General features: G+C 68.0%; 15 protein-coding genes. 10 read left to right on the top strand and 5 right to left on the bottom strand.

Annotated elements, in window-relative coordinates; translation table 11 throughout:
- Positions 1-183: 183 nt before the first annotated feature.
- The gene (locus P2PM1_RS02135; protein WP_186386348.1) at positions 184-663 is read right to left on the bottom strand and encodes an Lrp/AsnC family transcriptional regulator; all 480 of its coding nucleotides are present in this window, start codon (positions 661-663) and stop codon (positions 184-186) included.
- A gap of 165 nt (positions 664-828) precedes the next feature.
- Here P2PM1_RS02135 and P2PM1_RS02140 point away from each other — a divergent pair, with 165 nt between their 5' ends.
- Positions 829-4,323: an indolepyruvate ferredoxin oxidoreductase family protein gene (locus tag P2PM1_RS02140; RefSeq protein ID WP_186397979.1), complete on the top strand. Its 3,495-nt coding sequence runs from the start codon at positions 829-831 to the stop codon at positions 4,321-4,323.
- 20 nt (positions 4,324-4,343) lie between these two features.
- Here P2PM1_RS02140 and P2PM1_RS02145 read toward each other — a convergent pair whose 3' ends face one another.
- The 3 genes from P2PM1_RS02145 to P2PM1_RS02155 all read right to left on the bottom strand — a co-directional run bounded on the left by P2PM1_RS02145 (position 4,344) and on the right by P2PM1_RS02155 (position 6,952).
- On the bottom strand, positions 4,344-5,339 hold the full coding sequence (locus P2PM1_RS02145; RefSeq protein WP_186397980.1) for a P1 family peptidase: 996 nt from the start codon (positions 5,337-5,339) through the stop codon (positions 4,344-4,346).
- A gap of 25 nt (positions 5,340-5,364) precedes the next feature.
- Complete coding sequence (locus tag P2PM1_RS02150) at positions 5,365-5,898, bottom strand: flavin reductase (protein ID WP_208985167.1); 534 nt, start codon at positions 5,896-5,898, stop codon at positions 5,365-5,367.
- Between the two features lie 118 nt (positions 5,899-6,016).
- Positions 6,017-6,952, bottom strand: coding sequence for a LysR substrate-binding domain-containing protein (locus P2PM1_RS02155; RefSeq protein WP_186397981.1), 936 nt, complete (start codon positions 6,950-6,952; stop codon positions 6,017-6,019).
- A gap of 404 nt (positions 6,953-7,356) precedes the next feature.
- Between P2PM1_RS02155 and P2PM1_RS02160 the strand changes: the two genes are divergently transcribed.
- The 7 genes from P2PM1_RS02160 (at position 7,357) to P2PM1_RS02190 (ending at position 13,680) form a co-directional block, all read left to right on the top strand.
- Positions 7,357-8,292, top strand: a complete 936-nt coding sequence (locus P2PM1_RS02160) for a branched-chain amino acid ABC transporter permease LivH (protein WP_186386352.1) — start codon at positions 7,357-7,359, stop codon at positions 8,290-8,292.
- A 4-nt stretch (positions 8,293-8,296) separates the two neighbouring features.
- The gene (gene livM, locus P2PM1_RS02165; RefSeq protein WP_186386353.1) at positions 8,297-9,622 is read left to right on the top strand and encodes a high-affinity branched-chain amino acid ABC transporter permease LivM; all 1,326 of its coding nucleotides are present in this window, start codon (positions 8,297-8,299) and stop codon (positions 9,620-9,622) included.
- Positions 9,619-10,464, top strand: coding sequence for an ABC transporter ATP-binding protein (locus P2PM1_RS02170; RefSeq protein ID WP_186397982.1), 846 nt, complete (start codon positions 9,619-9,621; stop codon positions 10,462-10,464). The genes livM and P2PM1_RS02170 overlap by 4 nt, the downstream gene beginning before the upstream one ends.
- Complete coding sequence (locus P2PM1_RS02175) at positions 10,461-11,192, top strand: ABC transporter ATP-binding protein (protein WP_186397983.1); 732 nt, start codon at positions 10,461-10,463, stop codon at positions 11,190-11,192. Before P2PM1_RS02170 ends, P2PM1_RS02175 begins: the two co-directional genes overlap by 4 nt.
- A gap of 105 nt (positions 11,193-11,297) precedes the next feature.
- The gene (locus P2PM1_RS02180; protein WP_186397984.1) at positions 11,298-11,660 is read left to right on the top strand and encodes a DUF6867 family protein; all 363 of its coding nucleotides are present in this window, start codon (positions 11,298-11,300) and stop codon (positions 11,658-11,660) included.
- A 199-nt stretch (positions 11,661-11,859) separates the two neighbouring features.
- Positions 11,860-12,963, top strand: a complete 1,104-nt coding sequence (locus P2PM1_RS02185) for a branched-chain amino acid ABC transporter substrate-binding protein (RefSeq protein ID WP_186397985.1) — start codon at positions 11,860-11,862, stop codon at positions 12,961-12,963.
- Between the two features lie 234 nt (positions 12,964-13,197).
- Complete coding sequence (locus tag P2PM1_RS02190; RefSeq protein ID WP_244301387.1) at positions 13,198-13,680, top strand: L,D-transpeptidase; 483 nt, start codon at positions 13,198-13,200, stop codon at positions 13,678-13,680.
- Between the two features lie 22 nt (positions 13,681-13,702).
- On the opposite strand, the gene P2PM1_RS02195 is transcribed toward P2PM1_RS02190, so the two are convergent.
- Entirely contained in the window at positions 13,703-13,891 is a 189-nt protein-coding gene (locus tag P2PM1_RS02195) for a hypothetical protein (protein WP_186397987.1), read from the bottom strand.
- Positions 13,892-14,141: 250 nt separating this feature from the next.
- Between P2PM1_RS02195 and P2PM1_RS02200 the strand changes: the two genes are divergently transcribed.
- Both P2PM1_RS02200 and P2PM1_RS02205 read left to right on the top strand, forming a co-directional pair.
- Complete coding sequence (locus tag P2PM1_RS02200; protein ID WP_186397988.1) at positions 14,142-14,516, top strand: CidA/LrgA family protein; 375 nt, start codon at positions 14,142-14,144, stop codon at positions 14,514-14,516.
- Positions 14,513-15,235 carry an LrgB family protein gene (locus P2PM1_RS02205; protein WP_067216807.1) on the top strand — a complete coding sequence of 241 codons (723 nt, stop codon included), beginning with the start codon at positions 14,513-14,515 and terminating at the stop codon, positions 15,233-15,235. Before P2PM1_RS02200 ends, P2PM1_RS02205 begins: the two co-directional genes overlap by 4 nt.
- Positions 15,236-15,252 lie beyond the last annotated feature (17 nt).

Genomic DNA, 15,252 nt, shown 5'->3' on the forward strand with positions numbered 1-15,252 from the left:
ACAATCCCTCAAGACGCCACTCGGCGCTTGGATACATCAGCCCCGTCCAGTTCGAAAAAATGGGCGGATAACAAAACCCCTCTCCACTTTTGCGAAGCAAGTCCAGTGCCCATTGGCTGCCAGAGCGTCGGCGAGGGCGCACCGACCCTTCTCCCCGTCCGCCCGCAACGGCAGCCCCGCCGCTCACGTCTCGCGAATCGGCAGCGCCACCGTGTGCTTCACCGTGCTGACGACGATGCGCGACTGCACGTCGGAAACCAGCGTGTTGTCGAGCAGCTTCAGCCGCAGGAAGTCGTCATAGGCCTTGATGTCGCTGGCGACGACCTTGATCAGGTAGTCGACCGCGCCGGTGATGCGCTCGCAGATCACCACCTCCGGCCAGCGCTGCAGCAGCTTGTCGAAGGTTTCCATGTTCTCGCGGCTGGGCACCGCCAGCTTGACGAAGGCATAGGCGACGAAGCCGAGGCCGACCGCTTCCCGGTCGACCACCGCGACGATCTGGCGGATGACGCCGCTTTCCTTGAGCTTCTTGATGCGCCGCCAGCAGGGGGTCTGGCTCATGCCCGCCTCGCGGGCGACTTCGGCGATGGAGAGGGAGGCATCGCGTTGCAGGATCTGCAGCACGCGGATGTCGGAAGGGTCCAGAAGGTTTTTTTCGCTCATGTGGTGTCGAGGGGAAATTCCGTGCCGTTATATGGGTTGTTTGCGGCAGGATAGCACAGAATTTCACCGGAAGAAGGAGCATATTGGAGGGTAGAAGACTGCGCCGGGCGCGGGCCTTTCGGCCCCCTTGCGCGGACCCACCCCGACGGAAGAGGAGGCCGTCCCATGAACGCCATCACGCGCTCTGTCTCCCTCGACGACAAATATGTGGCCGATCGCGGCCGTGTCTACCTGACCGGCATCCAGGCCCTCGTGCGCCTCGCGCTCGACCAGTCCCGGCGCGACCGGGCGCGCGGGCTGAAGACCGGCGGTTTCGTCTCCGGCTATCGCGGCTCGCCGCTCGCCGGCTTCGACACCGAGCTGACCCGCGCAAGGCGCCACCTTGCCCCTTGCGATATCATCTTCAAGCCCGGCGTCAACGAGGAGCTTGGCGCCACCGCCGTGTGGGGCAGCCAGAAGGTCGCCCATCACGGCAAGGGCAGCGACTATGACGGCGTCTTCGGCATCTGGTACGGCAAGGCGCCGGGCGTCGACCGGGCCGGCGACGTGCTGCGCCAGGCCAATGCCAGCGGCACGGCGGCCCATGGCGGCGTGCTGGCGCTGGCGGGCGATGATCATCTCGCCAAGTCCTCGATCCTGCCGGCGCAGTCGGAATTCTTCTTCCAGCATGTCGAGATGCCGGTGCTCAACCCGTCCGACATCCAGGACGTGCTCGATTACGGGCTGCACGGCCTGGCGCTGTCGCGCTTCAGCGGGCTGTGGAGCGGGCTGATCTGCCTTGCCGACACGATGGACGCCTCGGCGACGATCTCGGTCGATCCGACGCGGCTCGATTTCGTCGTTCCCGAGGACCGCGACCCGCGCCGGCACGACGATCTCAACCGGGTGATGCTGCTCGGCAATCGCCTCGAGACCGAGCGGCTGCTGCGCGACGTGCGCATTCCCGCGGCGCGCGCCTATGTGCGGGCCAACGGGCTCGACCGCGTCGCCTTCGGCGCCAGCCGGGCGCGCATCGGCATCGTTGCCACCGGCAAGGCCTATCGCGACCTGCGCCAGGCGTTCGAACTGATCGGCCTCACCGAGGAGCGGGCCCGCGACATCGGCCTTGCCCTCTACAAGGTGGCGATGCCCTGGCCGCTGGAGCCGATCGGCCTGTCGAATTTCGCCCGCGGGCTGGAGCGGCTGCTCGTCGTCGAGCACAAGCGCGCCTTCCTCGAGCCGCAGATCAAGGAGATCGCCTATGGCTGGCCGGACCATGCCCGTCCGGCGATCTGGGGCAAGATGACGCCGCATGGCAGCCCCTTCCTCTCCGACCTCCTGGAACTCGCCGTCGCCGAGATCATCCCGGCGCTGCTCGCCTTCCTGCCGCATGACTTCGTCACCGGCGAGATGCGCGCCGTCGCCGAGCGGATGAACCGGCAGGTGATGTGGTCGCAGGGCCATGCCGAGCGGGCCGCGCGGGTGCCGTATTTCTGTTCCGGCTGCCCGCATTCCTCCTCCACCGTGGTGCCGGAGGGCGCGCGCGCCATGCCGGGCATCGGCTGCCATGCGATGACCGAGATTCCGGGCCGCACCACCGACGGCCAGATCGCCATGGGCGGCGAGGGCGTGCTGTGGGTCGGCCAGGCCGATTTCGCCCGCGACAGGCATGTCTTCGCCAATGTCGGCGACGGCACCTATTTCCACTCCGGCATCCTGGCGATCCGCCAGGCCGTCGCCTCCAGGGTGCCGATCACCTACAAGATCCTCTACAACGACGCGGTGGCGATGACCGGCGGCCAGCCGGTCGACGGCACCCTGACCGTGCCGCAGCTCACCCGGCAGTTGGAGGCCGAGGGCGTCGAGCGCGTCGTCGTCGTCAGCGAAGAGCCGGACGCCTATCTCGGCCGCCATGACCTTGCGCCGGGCAGCGAGGTGTTCCACCGCGACGAGCTGATGCGCGTGCAGGAGGAGCTGCAACAGGTCGCCGGCGTCACCGTGCTGATCTACGACCAGACCTGCGCGGCCGAAAAGCGCCGCCGCCGCAAGCGCGGCAGCCTTGCCGATCCGGACATGCGCCTCTTTATCAACGAGCGGGTCTGCGAGGGCTGCGGCGACTGTTCGGTGCAGTCGAACTGCATCTCCGTCGAGCCGCTGGCGACGCCCTTCGGCGAGAAGCGGCGGATCAACCAGTCGTCCTGCAACAAGGACTTTTCCTGCGCCAAGGGCTTCTGCCCGTCCTTCGTCGAGGTGGAGGGCGCTTCGCTGCGCCGGGCCGCGGCGGCGGGGCTCGATCTTGCAGCGCTCATCGCCGACCTGCCCGAGGCGGAGGTCGCGGGGCTGGAGACGACGCTCAACCTGCTGATCGCCGGCATTGGCGGGGCCGGCGTCACCACCACGGCGGCGGTGCTCGCCATGGCCGCGCATGTCGACGGCAAGCAGGCCTCGACGCTGGACATGACCGGCCTTGCCCAGAAGGGCGGCCCGGTGACCTCGCATCTGCGCTTTTCCACCGCGGACCGGGCCATCGAGGGGCCGCGCATCCCGACCGCCAGCCTCGACGTGCTGCTCGCCTCCGACATGGTGGTGGCGACCAATGCCGAGCAGCTTGCGCTGATCGACCGGCAGCGCACGGCGGGCTTCGCCAATTCGCGGGTCGCGCCGACGGCCGAATTCGTGATGAAGCAGACGCTGTCCTTCGACGAGGCGCGGATGCTGAAGACGCTGGAGGAGGCCTGCCCGCTGTTCGCCGGCCATGACAGTGCCCGCATCGCCGAGGCGCTGTTCGGCGATGCCATCTATGCCAACATGATGCTGGTCGGCATGGCGCATCAGGCCGGCCGCCTGCCGCTCTCGACCTCCGCGCTCGACACCGCGATCCGCCTCAACGGCGCGGCGGTCGACAAGAATCTTGCCGCCTTCCATGCCGGACGGGTGCTGTTCGCAGCACCGGAGAAGATCCTGTCGGCGCTGCCGGCGGCGAATGCCGTCGATCCGGCGAAGGAGATGGATCTCGACACGCGGATCGCCTTCCTCGGCAATGAGCTTGCCGCCTATCAGGACGGGCCTTACGCGCAGCGCTTCCGCGAGGCGGTGGCGAAGGTGCGCGCCGCCGACGAGCGTGCCGGCAACGGCACCTTGCGGCTGACGCGCACGCTCGCCGAGGGGCTTTACCGGGCGATGGCCTACAAGGACGAGTACGAGGTCGCGCGGCTTTATTCGCAGCCCGACTTCCGCGCCCGGCTGGAGGCGCAGTTCGACAGTCCGCGCAAGCTCAAGGTGCTCTTGGCACCGCCGCTGATCTCGCGCACGCTCGATGCGCGCACCGGGCGTCCGCGCAAGATCGCCTTCGGCCCGTGGATCTTCACCGCCTTCCGCCTGCTGGCGAGGGCGAAGCGCCTGCGCGGTACCGCCTTCGATCCGTTCGGCCGCACCGAAGAGCGGCGGATGGAGCGGGAGTTCGCCAGCCTCTGCCTTGCCGATGCCGGGCGCATCGCCGGCCTCGTCGGCACGGCGAATTACGGCCTGCTGGTGGAGCTTGCCCGCATTGCCGATACGGTGCGCGGCTTCGGGCCGGTGAAGGAGGCGAACCACGCCAAGGCGATGGCCCGGCGCGCGGCGCTGCTCGCCCAGCTTGCGCCGCAGGGCGAGGGCGCGCCGATCCTGGAGGCGGCGGAGTAATCCGCCGCGTTCCTTTCGCTCTATCCGCCGAAGCGCTCAGCCCAGGTCGGGAGCAGGTCGCCGGGGGCGGGGCTGGCCGCATGGACCGCGCGGGCGATCGCCCGGCTCATCACCGCGGCGGCCACCGCGCCGATCTCCACCGTCTCGGCGAGGGGATCGCGCATCTCGCGCGCCGCCGTCGAGGCGGCGAAGATCAGGTCGCCGTCGAGCGGCGTATGCGCCGGCCACAGGGCGCGGGCGAAGCCGTCATGGGTCGCGACCGCCAGCCGCTGCAGCTCGGCCTTGGAGAGCGCCAGGTCCGTCGCGACGATGGCGATGGTGGTGTTGGCCCCCTCGCTGAGGCCGTCGAGCTTGGTGCGCGGCCGGTCGGGCAGGGCGGGCAGTGCCGCCGGCCAGCCGAGGCCGCCGAATTCGCTCCCCTTCTCGAAGGGCGCGGCCCAGAAATGCGGGCCGTCCCCCAGCACCGCGCTGCCGAGCGCATTGACCGCGACCAGCGCGCCGATCGTCGCCCCTGACGACAGCGTCGCCGAGGCCGAGCCGAGGCCGCCTTTCAGCGTTGCCGTCGTCGCGCCGGCGCCGGCGCCATGGCTGCCGATCTCGAAGTCGGGCGCGGCCTCGGCCAGCGCCTTGCGGCCGAGCGCGCCATAGGGGTTGGTGTCGCCCCAGTCCTTGTCGCCGCCGTTCAAGAGGTCGAAGAGGATCGCTCCCGGCACGATCGGCACGCGCGCCGTGCCCACCGCAAAGCCGCGCCCTTGCGCTGCCAGCGCCATCTGCACGCCGGAGGCCGCATCGAGCCCGAAGGCCGAGCCGCCCGACAGCACCAGCGCGTCGACGCTCTCCACCGTGAAGCGCGGATCGAGGAGGGCCGCCTCGCGGGTGCCCGGCGCCCCGCCATGGATCGCCACGGAGGCGCGCAGCGGCGCGTCGGCGACAAGCACGGTGACGCCGGATTTCAGGCGCTCGCAGGCGGCATTGCCGACCGCAAGGCCGGGCACGTCGGTGATCAGGTTGCGCAAGGAAGCCTCGTCCGGTTGGGGCGCGTCAGATGCGGTGATAGGCGCGGTCGAGATAGATCAGCGCCGGCCCGCGCGCGCCGAGCTCGATGCCGACGATCTCGCCGAAGATCACCGAATGGGTGCCGATCTCGCTGACCTCGGTCACCCGGCAGTCGAGCGCGACGCGCGCCCCGCGCAGGATCGGCGAGCCGGTCACCAGCCTGTGCCAGTCGGCCAGCGCGAATCGGTCGTCGAAGCCAAGGTCGCCCTTGCCGGCGAAGGCGTCGGACAGCTCCTGCGCCTCGGCCGGCAGCGTGTTGATGGCGAAGAGGCCGTTGGCCTTGATCGCCGCGTTGATGCGGGCCTGACGGTTGACGCAGACCAGCACCGTCGGCGGGGCGTCGGAGACCGAGGTGACGGCCGAGACGGTGGTGCCGCCGCGTCCGGCCGGCCCGTCGGTGGTGGCGATGTGGACGGCGGCGCCGAGCCGGCTCATCGCCTCGCGAAAGGCGAAGCGGTCGACCGGCTGCGCGCCGTCGCCGCCGATGCCTCCCGTCCTGAAGGCCGAGCTGTTCGTCATGTCGTCCCCTCCGGTCCTAGCGGCCATGCTGATGGCCCGACCGTGCCCGTCCCTGTTGCTGCGCCAAGGCCTGCGCCTTTCAAGCGTGATGCTAACCTAGGGCGGTTTCGAAGTGGTTTCACGGGGCGGCGTGCGGATTTTCGGCGCGTCCGGGGTCCGGCGTGCCGGCGACGCCGCCGGGCATGCGCTCGGCGATCCACGCGATGAAGCTCTGGGCGGCCGGGCCCGGCGGCTGGGTGGCGGTCAGCCAGTAGCCGCGGTCGCGGCTGCCCAGCGTGTCGGTGAGCGGGATCAGGTCGCCGCGCTGCAGCTCCGCCTCGATCATCGTTTCGACGCAGAGCGCCACCCCGTGGCCGGCGACGACGGCGCTGACCAAAAGGTTGAAGTCGCTGAACACCGGGCCCTGGCCGGCGAGGTCCTGCGGCAGGCCGTTTTCCGCCAGCCAGTCGCGCCAGTCCTTGCGGGTCTCGTCATGCAGCAGGCGGGCGCCGGCGAGCTTTTCCGGCGTGTCGAAGGGGCCGTGCGCGGCGAGATGCGCCGGGCTGCAGACCGGCCGCGTGTGGCCGGACAGGAGCCGCAGCCGCACCGCGTAGCGCTCGGCCACCGGCGGCGTGTCGAACCAGTCGATCGAAATGTCGGCGTCCTGTGCCAGCCCGTGCTGGGCGTAGAGCAGGCTGAGCCGCAGGTTCGGCGCCACTTCCGCGAAGTCGACGAGACGGGGGATCAGGTAGCGCGTGCCGAAGGAGGGCACGCAGGCGATGGACAGTTCCGGCCGGCGCACCGTTTCCAGCACGTCGTGGCAGACCTCGCCGATGCGCTGCAGCGCGCCCTGGGTCGCGTCGGCGATGCGCTCGGCCTCCGCCGTCAGCTCGACGCGGCGTCCGACGCGCCGGACCAAGGCGACGCCGAACCAGTCCTCCAGATTGCGCAGATGATGGCTGACGGCGGCATGGGTGACGCCGAGTTCGTCGGCGGCCAGGCCGACCCGGCCGGTCTGGGCGAGGGCGGCCAAGGCCCTGAGCGCATTGAGGGGAGGGAGGTTGCCGATGTTCATTGTTAGATTTTCTAACGATCATGTCGGTAAGTTTCAATTGAAACTGTCGTTTCCTTGTGACTTTTTTCCCCAACGTTAACGGTGCGCAGGGAGGAGCCACGCAGCCGCTTCGATATCCCGCCATGGATCTGTCCGCTTCCTGCCGGGCGCGCCTCGCGCGCCGCGGCGCGTCGCCGGACGGTATTTTCCGCGCGGGGACGCCTTGCGGCGCAGTGGAGGAACAATCGCATTCCGTTTGCCGGGCAAGAGGAAAGATGTTCTTTTCTAAGTGCCGGATTTCGAGGGGAATTGTGCCGCCCACAGGGGCTTGGTAAGGAAATGACATCATGCACAGCCGCACTGTCGGCGGTGCTGCGGACTGAGAACGGCGAAGCCGCCAGTCCTTCAGGGGGACCACAGGGCCTATGGACTACTTTATCCAGCAATTGATCAATGGCGTAACGCTCGGGTCGATCTACGGCCTGATCGCCATTGGCTACACGATGGTCTACGGGATCATCGGCATGATCAACTTCGCCCATGGAGATATCTTCATGGTCGGATCCTTCATCGCGCTCATCGTCATCATCGCGCTCGGCATCACCGCGGCGACGCCCTTGCTGCTGCTGATCCTGGCGCTCGGCCTGGTGCTGGTCATCGCCATGGCGCTGACCGCCGTCTGGGGCTGGACGGTGGAGCGGATCGCCTACCGGCCGCTGCGCGGCTCCTTCCGTCTGGCGCCGCTGATCACCGCCATCGGCGCCTCGATCGCGCTGCAGAACTTCGTGCAGATCTCGCAGGGCGCGCGCACCAAGCCGCTGCAGCCGCTGCTGGGCGGCAATATCAAGCTGTGGGAGACGGTCGGTCCCGGCGGCAATTTCGTCGTCCAGATCAGCTATATGCAGATCCTGATCATCGTCGCGACGGTGCTGCTGATGGCCGGCTTCACCTTCCTGATCACCAGGACGCCGCTCGGCCGCGCCCAGCGGGCCTGCGAACAGGACCGCAAGATGGCGGCGCTGCTCGGCGTCAATGTCGACCGGACGATCTCGCTGACCTTCGTCATGGGTGCGTCGCTGGCCGCCGTCGCCGGCCTGATGTTCCTGCTCTATTATGGCGTCATCGACTTCTATATCGGCTTCCTGGCCGGCGTTAAGGCCTTCACCGCGGCCGTGCTCGGCGGCATCGGCTCGCTGCCCGGCGCCATGCTCGGCGGTCTGCTGATCGGCCTCATCGAGACCTTCTGGTCCGGCTACTTCTCCCTTGAATACAAGGATGTCGCCGCGTTCTCGATCCTTGCCATCGTGCTGATCTTCATGCCCGAGGGGCTCCTGGGCAAACCCGAAGTCGAGAAGGTCTGAGACCATGGCCGCACAGAAACAGGATTTGCTCGCCGGCTCCGTGAAGGACGCCGCCCTGGGCGCGCTGGTCGCTTTCGGCCTGTTCGCCATGCTCATCGGCATGAAGACCGAGGTCGGGATCGGCGGACTGTCGATCCAGTACCGCTGGAGCGCCGTCGCCATCGCCGTCGGCATCGTCTTCTTCGGCCGGTTGGCGCTCAATCTCTTCGTCTGGAAGAGCGAGAGGCCGGTCACCGGCTTCCTGAGCGGGCTGGTGCCCAGCCAGGCGTCCGCCTCCCGCTTCTCCCACCTGATCACGCCGCTGCTGTTCCTGCTCGCCGTGACCCTGCCGTTCCTGCTGATGTATTTCCTCGGCACGCGCGGCTCGCGGCAGTATCTGGACCTGGCGATCCTCGTCACCACCTATGTGATGCTCGGCTGGGGGCTCAACATCGTGGTCGGCCTCGCCGGCCTGCTCGACCTCGGCTATGTCGCCTTCTACGCGGTCGGCGCCTATTCCTACGCGCTGCTGGCCCAGTATTTCGGCTTTTCGTTCTGGATCTGCCTGCCGCTCGCGGGCATCCTCGCCGCCTTCTGGGGCATCATCCTCGGCTTCCCGGTGCTGCGTCTGCGGGGCGACTATCTCGCCATCGTGACGCTGGCCTTCGGCGAGATCATCCGCGTGGTGCTGCTCAACTGGTACGAGTTCACCGGCGGGCCGAACGGGCTCTCCGGCATTCCCCGTCCGAGCTTCTTCGGCCTGGAGTTCGAGCGCGGCGAGGGCGGCTTTGCCCACTTCTTCGGGCTGGAGTTTAACTCCATCCACCGCATCGTCTTCCTCTACTACCTGATCCTGGTGATGGCGCTGGTGACCAATTTCGTCACCATGCGGCTGCGCAAGCTGCCGGTCGGGCGGGCCTGGGAGGCCTTGCGCGAGGACGAGATCGCCTGCCGCTCGCTCGGCATCAACACCACCAACACCAAGCTGACCGCCTTCGCGATCGGCGCCATGTTCGGCGGCTTCGCGGGCTCCTTCTTCGCCACCCGCCAGGGCTTCGTGTCGCCGGAGAGCTTCACCTTCATCGAATCGGCGGTGATCCTGGCGATCGTCGTGCTCGGCGGCCTCGGCTCGCAGATCGGCGTCGTCATCGCCGCGGTGGTGATGATCGGCGGCTTCGAGTTCTTCCGTCAGTTCGAGGAGTACCGGATGCTGGTGTTCGGCCTGTTGATGGTCGTCATCATGGTGTGGAAGCCGCGCGGCCTGATCTCGACCCGCGCTCCCTCCATCGCGCTTGACCGCAAGAAGGCCAAGGGCATTTCCGCCGATCTGGTTCAGGAGGGCCACGGATGACCCGCTGGAACAACGATCCCGTTCTTCGCATCGAACACGTGACCATGCGCTTCGGCGGCCTGATCGCGGTGCACGACCTCTCGTTCAATGTCGGGCGCGGCGACATCACCGCCCTGATCGGACCCAACGGCGCCGGCAAGACCACGGTCTTCAACTGCGCCACCGGCTTCTACAAGCCGACCGAGGGGCGCATCACCATGAAGCGGCGCACCGGCGAGCACTACCTGCTGGAGCGGATGCCCGACTTCAAGATCTCGGCCGAGGCCGGGGTCGCGCGCACCTTCCAGAACATCCGTCTGTTCGGCGGCATGACCTTGCTGGAAAACCTGATGGTGGCGCAGCACAACCCGCTGATGGTGGCCTCCGGCTACACCGTCGGCGGCCTGCTCGGCATCGGCGGTTTCCGCAAGGCGGAGGCCGGCGCGGTGGAGCGGGCCAAGTACTGGCTCGAGCGCACCAACCTGATCGACCGGGCCGACGCGCCGGCGGCGGACCTGCCCTATGGCGACCAGCGGCGGCTCGAGATCGCCCGCGCCATGTGCACCATGCCGGAGCTGCTGTGCCTCGACGAGCCGGCGGCGGGCCTCAATCCGCGCGAGAGCGCGGAGCTGAACACGCTGCTGCATTACATCCGCGACGAGCACAAGACCTCGGTGCTGCTGATCGAGCACGACATGTCGGTGGTCATGGAGATTTCCGACCATGTGGTGGTGCTTGATTATGGCGAGAAGATCTCCGACGGCACGCCGGACGAAGTGAAGAACGACCCGAAGGTCATTGCCGCCTATCTCGGCGTTGCCGATGACGAGGTCGAACAGGTGGAAGAAGAGGTGGGCCTGTGAGCGAGAACCAACCCCTCCTCCAGATTCGCGGTGTCGAGACTTATTACGGCAAGATCGTCGCGCTGCGCGGCGTCGACATGGATGTCAACGAGGGCGAGATCGTCACCCTGATCGGCGCCAACGGCGCCGGCAAGTCGACCCTGATGATGACGATCTGCGGCACGCCGCAGGCGCGCAACGGCTCGATCCACTACAACGGCATCGACATCACCCGCATGCCGACGCACGAGATCATGCGGATGGACATCGCCCAGTCGCCGGAAGGTCGCCGCATCTTCCCGCGTATGTCGGTGATGGAGAACCTGCAGATGGGCGCGGCGGTGGTCGACCCGAAGCACTTTTCCGGCGATCTGGAAAAGGTCTTCGCCCTGTTTCCCCGTCTCAAGGAGCGGCGGGAGCAGCGCGGCGGCACGCTGTCGGGCGGCGAGCAGCAGATGCTGGCGATCGCCCGCGCCCTGATGGGCCGGCCGCGGCTGCTGCTGCTCGACGAGCCGTCCCTCGGCCTGGCGCCGCTGATCGTCAAGCAGATCTTCGACGCCATCGCCGAGCTGAACCGCAAGGAGGGCCTCACCGTCTTCCTGGTCGAGCAGAACGCCTATCACGCCCTCAAGCTGGCGCATCGCGGCTATGTGATGGTCAACGGCGTCATCACCATGTCGGGCACCGGCAAGGAGCTGCTGTCGAGGGAAGAGGTCAAGGCGGCCTATCTCGAAGGCGGCCGGCACTGATCCGGCGGCCGCCGGCGCCTCGGCCCGGCGGCCCGAACCCGTGTTCTCATTCTCGCCGGCACCTGCGCCCCATGGGGCCGGGCCGGCGGCCAACGGGAGGTCCTGATGGGATTCCTCTATGACACGACCCTTGCGGGGTTCATCATCCTGACCCTGGTGCTCGGCGGCGCCGCCGCCTGGTCGACGGGCCGGGCCTGTGCCCTGACCTGGCGTCCGCTGTTCGTCCTGGTCTGGTTCATTTTCCTGCTGTCGCTGGCGGTGCGCTTCCTCAGCTTCGCGCTGTATGGCGGCACGCTGCTGTCGGTGCAGCACTGGCTGATCGCCTTCGTCTATCTGGTGGCGCTGGCGCTCGCCGGCTGGCGGGTGACGCGCACCAACCAGATGACCAGCCAGTATCGCTGGCTCTACGAGAAGACCGGCCCGTTCGGCTGGCGGCTGCGTCCGGGGGCGGACGACAGCATCGCCTGACAGGGCACGTTTCGCGGGAGGGTGCGCCTTTCCGCCGCGGAATCCGAAACGCTCGACTTTGCCGAAAAAGGCGATAGTGTTTCGGTACATGGCCGCTCCGGAAGGGGCGGCAGCGGGCGCAAAGCCCGCACGACCAGAGTGGTTCAGCACCGGTCCGGGGTGGACCGGGAATGCATCTGGAGCAAGGGGAGAGTACCTTATGAAGAAGCTTCTTTTGGCGAGCGTTGCCACCGTCGCGGGCCTCGGCCTGTCGAGCGCGGCGATGGCCGACATCGTCATCGCGACCGCCGGTCCGATGACCGGCCAGTACGCCTCGTTCGGCGCGCAGATGAAGGCCGGTGCCGAGCAGGCGATCGAGGACATCAACGCGGCGGGCGGCATCAACGGCGAGAAGCTGGTGCTGCAGGTCGGTGACGATGCCTGCGATCCGAAGCAGGCCGTGGCGGTTGCCAACCAGTTCGTCGGCTCGGGCGTCGTCTTCGTCGCCGGTCACTTCTGCTCGGGGTCGTCGATCCCGGCGAGCCAGGTCTATGCCGAGGAGGGCATCGTCCAGATCTCTCCGGCCTCGACCAACCCGAAGTTCACCGACGAGCGTCCGGGTCCGGGCGTGTTCCGCACCTGCGGCCGTGACGACCAGCAGGGCCAGGTGGCCGGTGCCTTCCTCGCCGAGAAGTTCGGCGACAAGAACATCGCCATCATCCACGACAAGACCGCCTATGGCAAAGGCCTTGCCGACGAGACCAAGAAGTACATGAACGAGGCCGGCAAGCAGGAAGCCCTCTACGAGGCCTATACGGCCGGCGAGAAGGACTACACCGCGCTCGTCTCCAAGCTGAAGTCCGAGAACATCGACGTGCTCTATGTCGGCGGCTACCACACGGAAGCCGGCCTCATCAAGCGCCAGATGGCCGAGCAGGGCATGGCCACCATCCTCGTCTCCGGCGACGCGCTGGTCACCGACGAGTACTGGTCGATCACCGGCGATGTCGGTGCCGGCACGCTGATGACCTTCTCGCCGGATCCGCGCAAGAGCGAGGTTGCCGCGCCGGTCGTCGCCGCGCTTGAGGCCGCCGGCCGCACCGCCGAGGGCTACTCGCTCTACACCTATGCCGCGATCCAGGCCTGGGCCGAGGCCGCCAAGGCCGCCGGTTCCACCGACTTCGACGCGGTGGTCGGCAAGCTGAACGAGATGGAGTTCGCCACCGTTCTCGGCAACCTCTCCTTCAACGACGTCGGCGACGTGACCCTGCCGGGCTACGTCTTCTACGAGTGGAAGGACGGCAACTACGACTACATGCAGTAAGCCTTTCGGCTCACTGCTGATTTTCGCCCCGCCCGGTTCGTCCGGGCGGGGTTTTTCGTGTTTCGGACCTCAAGTTCGGCCGGCGCGTAAACCTTAACCGGTAACCATGCGAATCGATTCGCGGCGGCGATTCCCGCAAACCCTTTAACCGCCAGCGCCAATGCGTAAATATTCGGTAAACCAATACCGGAGTGGGCGATGGGCAAGGTGGTCTGGGGGATGGTCGCCATCTACATGGCGATCGGGGTGGCGCTGTGGAGCCATTCGGCATGGGCCGCGCCGGAAGTCGTCGCCTTTGCCGACGTCCGTGTCGCGCCGGGCACCATCGTCATCCGCAACAGCGAGAAGCGGCTCTATCTGGTGCAGCCGGGCGGCACCGCCCTGCGCTATTCGGTGGCGGTGGGCAAGCGCGGCAAGGCCTGGGCGGGCCGCACCTATATCACCGGCATGCATGTGCGTCCGGCCTGGGCACCGCCCGCCGACGTCAAGCGCGACCTGCCGCATCTGCCGGCGGTGATCGCGGGCGGGGCGCCGAACAATCCGATGGGCGTTGCCGCGATGACGCTCGCCGGGGGCGAATACGCCATCCACGGCACCAACCGGCCGGACTCGATCGGCCGTCCGGTGTCCTATGGCTGCATCCGCATGCACAATCGCGACATCGCCGACCTGTTCCGCCGGGTCGGCGTCAACACGCCAGTGATTGCCGTCAACTGATCGCGGTCAACTGACGCTTCCGTCAGCCGAGCCGCGCCGGGGGCGCCGTCTCCATCGGCCGGGCCAGCGTCGCGTCCTTGCGCGTCATGTCGACGAGGCCGGCGCCGAGCACCATCAAGGTCGCGGCGCCGAGCACGAAGACGATCAGCGCCGGCAGCAGCATCCTCGCGCGCCGGGGTCGGGCAGGGTCATGGGGCTCGGTCAGTCGCATCTCGTCCGTCCAGCGATCTGTCTGCGCTTTCTCCGCTTTCGCTGAAAAAGACATGGCGACGGTCTTGGTGCGATCAAGTCCTTCTCCCGGCTCTGCCTTCTCTCGACTGTTCACATTTACGTAATTTTCCCGAGAACCTTCCGCTTCCCCTGCGACAGCGGTGCGCCGCGCGCGCGGGCCTTGCCGGCGGGACGGCGGGCCTGCACTGTGGGGGCACTGTGGGCGGATCGAAGATTGGGGGATCGGGCGAATGATCGGGGCCCTGACGCTGATATTGTGCTGCCAGCTTGCCGGCGAACTTGCGGTCACGGCGGGCGGGCTGCCGGTGCCCGGCCCGGTGCTCGGCATGATCCTTCTGTTCCTGCTGCTCGCCGTCCGCGGCGGGGTGGGGGAGGATCTCGGCCGGGTCGGCGATGCGCTGCTCAAGAACCTTGCGCTGCTCTTCGTGCCGGCCGGCGTCGGCGTCGTCGTGCATCTCGGCCTGATCGGGCGCGAGGGGCTGGCGATCACCGCCGCGCTCGTCGTCTCCACCTTGCTGACGGTGCTGGTCACCGGCCTTGTCATGAGCCGGCTGGCGCGGCGGGAGGCGGACGGCCCCTCCGGTCCCGAGGCAGGCGCGCCATGAGCGAGCCGCTATCGCAGATCTGGGTCTATCTCTCGGCGAGCCCGCTTGCTGCGCTGACGCTCACCCTTGCCGCCTATCAGCTCGGCTTCTTCCTCTACCGCCGGGCCGGCTTTCACCCCCTGGTCAATCCGGTGCTGGTGGCGGTGCTGCTGATCGGCGCCGTGCTGCTTGTCAGCGGCACCGCCTATCCGGTCTATTTCGACGGCGCCAAGTTCGTGCACTTTTTGCTGGGGCCGGCGACGGTGGCGCTCGCCATTCCGCTCTATCGCCAGTTCGCGCGGGTGCGCCGCTCGGCGCTGGCCATCGGCGTCAGCCTGCTGGCCGGCTCGCTCACCGCCGCGCTCTCGGCGCTGGCGGTCGCCTCGCTGCTCGGCGCCTCGCGCCAGACGCTGGCCTCGCTGGCGCCGAAATCCGCCACCGCGCCGGTCGCCATGGGCATTGCCGAGCCGCTCGGCGGGCTGCCCTCGCTCACCGCCGTCCTGGTCATCCTCACCGGCATCCTCGGCGCGGCGCTCGGGCCCCTGGTGCTGGATCTGGCGCGCATTCGCGACTGGCGGGCGCGCGGCTTTGCCATCGGCACGGCCGCCCATGGCATCGGCACCTCGCGCGCGCTGCTGGTCAACGAGACCGCCGGCGCCTTTTCCGGCCTTGCCATGGGGCTCAATGCCATCGCCACGGCGCTGCTGGTGCCGCTGGTCTGGCGCCTGATCTTCGGGTAACGGGTCTTCGGGTAGCG

The organism is Stappia sp. P2PMeth1 (assembly GCF_900185735.1).
Classification (GTDB): domain Bacteria; phylum Pseudomonadota; class Alphaproteobacteria; order Rhizobiales; family Stappiaceae; genus Stappia.